Raw genomic sequence first — 3,554 nt, 5'->3', positions numbered from 1 at the left:
CACCGGGGGAGGGACCAGCGGGCGCGGCAGGCGGGCGCAGGCTCGCCGGTTCCGCCGCTGGCGGCGGGTAGGCGGACGGCGGGTAAGCGGACGGCGGGTAGGATTGCGGGGGCGGCGCTTCCGGCGCCTTCACCGCCATCAGCGGCGCCGGCAGCGGACGCGGCGCCGGCTTGCAGATGGCGCGCCCCGAGGTGCGGCGCATGAGGTCCACATGAATGTGGTCGTAGTGGAACATGTTGGAGCCGGGCGCGAGCACGGTGGTGAACAGCTCGCACGCGCCCGCCTGCACCTGGAGCAGGAAGCCGCGCGCGTCCGCCGGGCCGCGCCAGCCGTCCTTCACCGTCACCCAGCGCCCGTCGGCGAAGCGGAAGGCGCCGATGTCGAGCGCATTGCCGAAGGCGTGCTCGGAGATCTTGGCATTGGGGTCGCCGTTCATGCCGCGGCAGGAATAGGCGGACATGTGGCGGATGGCGGTCACGGGCTGGCCCATCCAGGCCATAGCTGCGGGCTGGATCACCTCGGCGATCCAGCGGTCGGTCTCGCGGATGACCGGGCAGGCGAGCTTGCCGGTGGGCTCCAGCACCACATTGCCTTCGGCGAAGGCGTGCACCTGGAACGGATGCTCCATGCCGCAGGCGCCCGACCCGTTCAGCGCCGAGAGCGGCTCCATGAAGGCCGAGGCGACCACGCCCTTCTCGGCGAGGCACTGCTCTTCCGCCTGGGCACGCCAAGCCTCCCGCGTTTTCGAAGTCGAAACGACAGCCGGTGAGCAGCCCCGTGAGGACGAGCGAGGCTAAGAGAAACAAGGATACGCCGCGCGCCATGGCGGGCATCCTGGGGGAGCGGCCTTGCGAACGGGTTAAGGCGCGCCACGCCGGTCTGGCATTTTACCCGGAACGGCGAGCGGCACTGCGCCGCCGGCGGCGGCCATTGGATCCGGGGGGGCGCGGCGCCCGGGCCAAGCGCGAACGGCGGCGCTCGAACCCGGCGCCGCGTCGCTTGTGTTTCTGTGTCCCGAAAAGAGGGTCCGGCGGTGCCGACGCGCCGCAGGTTCCTCAGTCGGTCTCGGTCTCGCCCCGCGGCGAGCGGACCGATGCGGGATCGGCCGCTGCGGGGGCGGGCGCGGCGATGTCGCCGGCAGGACCCGAATCGCGCTGCTCGAAGGCGGACTGGAGCCGCTCGGCAAGGCGCATCAGGTCGTCCGGCACCTGCTCGTTGGTGTAGCCGTCGAATAGATCGCGCAACTCACGGCCGATGAGGTCCTGGCGCGCGGAAATATCCCGTCGGTGAGGCGTTCGCATGCCGCCGGTCTCTTTCTGGTTCTGCGTCGACGCGGGGGAAGCATCCAAGGGGAAGGCGCGCACCGTTCGCATGGCTCTTCATCAAGGCAGACGCAGGCGGAAGGAAACATGTGCCATCCGCAAGCGTGCGTTGCAACAGGGAGTGGCGGCGCAACGGCCCCGCCTTCGGGAAAACCGGCCTGCGGTCGGCTTCATTCGCGGAACAGCCGTGAAGGACGGGCTGCAGCGGAGCCGTCGTCCGGCTCGTGGTCAGGCTCGTGGTCCCACGGCAGCACGCCGAGGGAGTCGGCGTCAGCGCGCTTGACATCCGCGCCTGCGAAGGTGGCCTCCACCTCGCGCAGGACGCGGCGCTCCTCGTCGACGATCCGCGGACGGCGCGGCCGGAGCGCCGACCGCCCGCGCGGCGGCGACTGCCAAGTTTCGGCCGTCGGGGTCTCCCTTTCCGGGTGCCGCGCTTGGGTCATGGTGAGGTCTCCGCGCTTCCATCCGCCGGTCAAACGCTGGCCCGCGGGTTTGTTCCAGCGGAAGCATGCGCGGCGGCAGGCAATCTGCGCGCGGGGGACCGGGCAAAAAAGAAGCGGGCCGGGGATGCCGGCCCGCTCATGAAGTCGAACTCAGAGGTCCGGAAAGTCTAAGGCCAACACGGTAAACAAAGCCTTCCGTCGCGCGGGCCGAAGCGTTCAGCCGCCGGCCGCGAAAAAAGGGGCGCCGCAGCGCCCCTTCTTCCTCCGGTCCGGTGGGCCTCAGGGGCACTGCACCCGGTACTGGTTGCCGTAGCGGTCCTTGGCCCAGCAGGCGCGCGGCGTGGTCTCGGCGCCGATGATGGCGCCGGTGCCGGCGCCGATGAGGCCGCCCACGAGCGCACCGGTTCCCGTGCCGGTGGCCGCCGCACCAATGAGCGCGCCGTGCCGGCACCGATGGCCGCGCCGCCGACCGCACGGTCGGAACGGGAATATTCGCTGCACCCGCCGAGAGCGAGCGCGAGGGCGCCCGCGATGAGAGCCGCTTTCATCCTGATCTCCTGCCCCTTCTTGCGGCCGGAAGGCCGCAAGCGCGTCCGCCCCTAAGGCTTGCCTCGCCGGGCAGCAGGCGGACGGCACCGCGCGGCGAGGGTCCGGAGGGCCGCCCCCGCGGGGACCGGACCTAAGGTCATATATCATGGCAAATTCGGGCCGGCCCGTCCTTGCCGGCCTATCAAGCGCCAGCGCGGGGGTTGAGTTCCCCCGCGGCGGCGACGGTTTTCGCGAGGCGACGAACGCCCTCGGCGCTCGGCGCGCATGCCGGCGACCCCAGCATGTTTGCGGCAGCCCCGGCCGGTCGGGCGGGCCGCAGGCCAGGCCGGCCGCCGGCCGCAAGCTTGGCCGGACGCCGCGAAGAAGGTGGGCCGGTGTGGCTTACGGGTCACGATGGGGGTATCTGAAAACCTTCATCGGCGTCGGGGCGAGTCCCCCGCCATCATGATTGCGCCCGGTCGCCGACAAACCCGCGCCGGAATGGGAACCTCCGCCGCGCCGGGACGTTTCTACCGCATAGCTCAAGAGAGGTTGTGTTTGATGCATTCGTCCGCCGCGCGCGCGTGCGCTCCCGAGCCCCGACCGGAGATCCGCTTGGCTGCTTCTTTTGATCCTGGCACCCACGCATTGTTCCTCGACGTGGACGGAACGCTGATCGACATCGCCCCCCACCCCGATGCGGTGCGGGTGCCGGCGGGTCTCGTGCGCCTCCTGGAAGACCTTTCCGCGCGCTTCGGCGGCGCGCTCGCTCTGGTCAGCGGGCGCACCGTGGCCCGGCTCGATGCGCTGTTCGCGCCGCTCATCCTGCCCGTGGCCGGCGTCCACGCGCCGAAATGCGCCTCGCGGCGGGCGGTCCGGTCGCCTCCACCGTCCAGCCGTTCCCGGAACGGCTGCGCCAGGGCCTCGGCGACCTCGCGCGCCGCTTCGACGGGGTGTTCACCGAGGACAAGACCAGCGCCATCGCCGTGCACTACCGCGCGGCCCCCGACGCCCGCGCGCTGCTCGGCGACGAGATCGCCGCGCTGGTCGAGGCCTGCGGCCGCGGCTATGCGGTGCTGCCGGGGCAGATGGTGTTCGAGGTGAAGCCGGCGCTGCACGACAAGGGCACGGCGGTGGCCGCGTTCCTGGAGCAGCCGGCCTTCGCCCGGCGCCGCCCGGTGTTCGTGGGCGACGACGTGACCGACGAGGCGGGCTTCGCCGCCGCCCGCGCCCATGGCGGGCTGGCGGTTTCGGTGGGCCG

Annotated in this window: 5 protein-coding genes and 1 pseudogene; 2 read left to right on the top strand and 4 right to left on the bottom strand. The window is 71.7% G+C overall.

What is annotated here, in order from left to right; all coding sequences use genetic code 11:
* The 4 genes from AC2W7M_RS22065 to AC2W7M_RS22050 all read right to left on the bottom strand — a co-directional run.
* The coding region (locus AC2W7M_RS22065) for an extensin-like domain-containing protein (protein WP_486134936.1) at positions 1-688 on the bottom strand (688 nt) is incomplete at its 3' end.
* A gap of 367 nt (positions 689-1,055) precedes the next feature.
* A complete protein-coding gene (locus AC2W7M_RS22060) occupies positions 1,056-1,301 on the bottom strand; it encodes a hypothetical protein (RefSeq protein WP_486134934.1) in 246 nt (81 codons plus the stop codon).
* 191 nt (positions 1,302-1,492) lie between these two features.
* On the bottom strand, positions 1,493-1,765 hold the full coding sequence (locus AC2W7M_RS22055) for a hypothetical protein (protein WP_486134933.1): 273 nt from the start codon (positions 1,763-1,765) through the stop codon (positions 1,493-1,495).
* A 279-nt stretch (positions 1,766-2,044) separates the two neighbouring features.
* Positions 2,045-2,461, bottom strand: coding sequence for a glycine zipper domain-containing protein (locus AC2W7M_RS22050; protein WP_486134931.1), 417 nt, complete (start codon positions 2,459-2,461; stop codon positions 2,045-2,047).
* Between the two features lie 117 nt (positions 2,462-2,578).
* On the opposite strand from AC2W7M_RS22050, the pseudogene AC2W7M_RS22045 reads away from it, so the two are divergent.
* Positions 2,579-3,127: pseudogene (locus AC2W7M_RS22045) on the top strand (trehalose-phosphatase); the annotation flags it as partial.
* Positions 3,128-3,147: 20 nt separating this feature from the next.
* Positions 3,148-3,554: trehalose-phosphatase (locus tag AC2W7M_RS22040; protein WP_486134929.1), on the top strand; the 407-nt coding region annotated here is incomplete at its 3' end.

Source organism: Xanthobacter sp. BG11Y11_SDJG, assembly GCF_057364445.1.
This window is presented reverse-complemented; position numbering and strand designations above follow the sequence as displayed.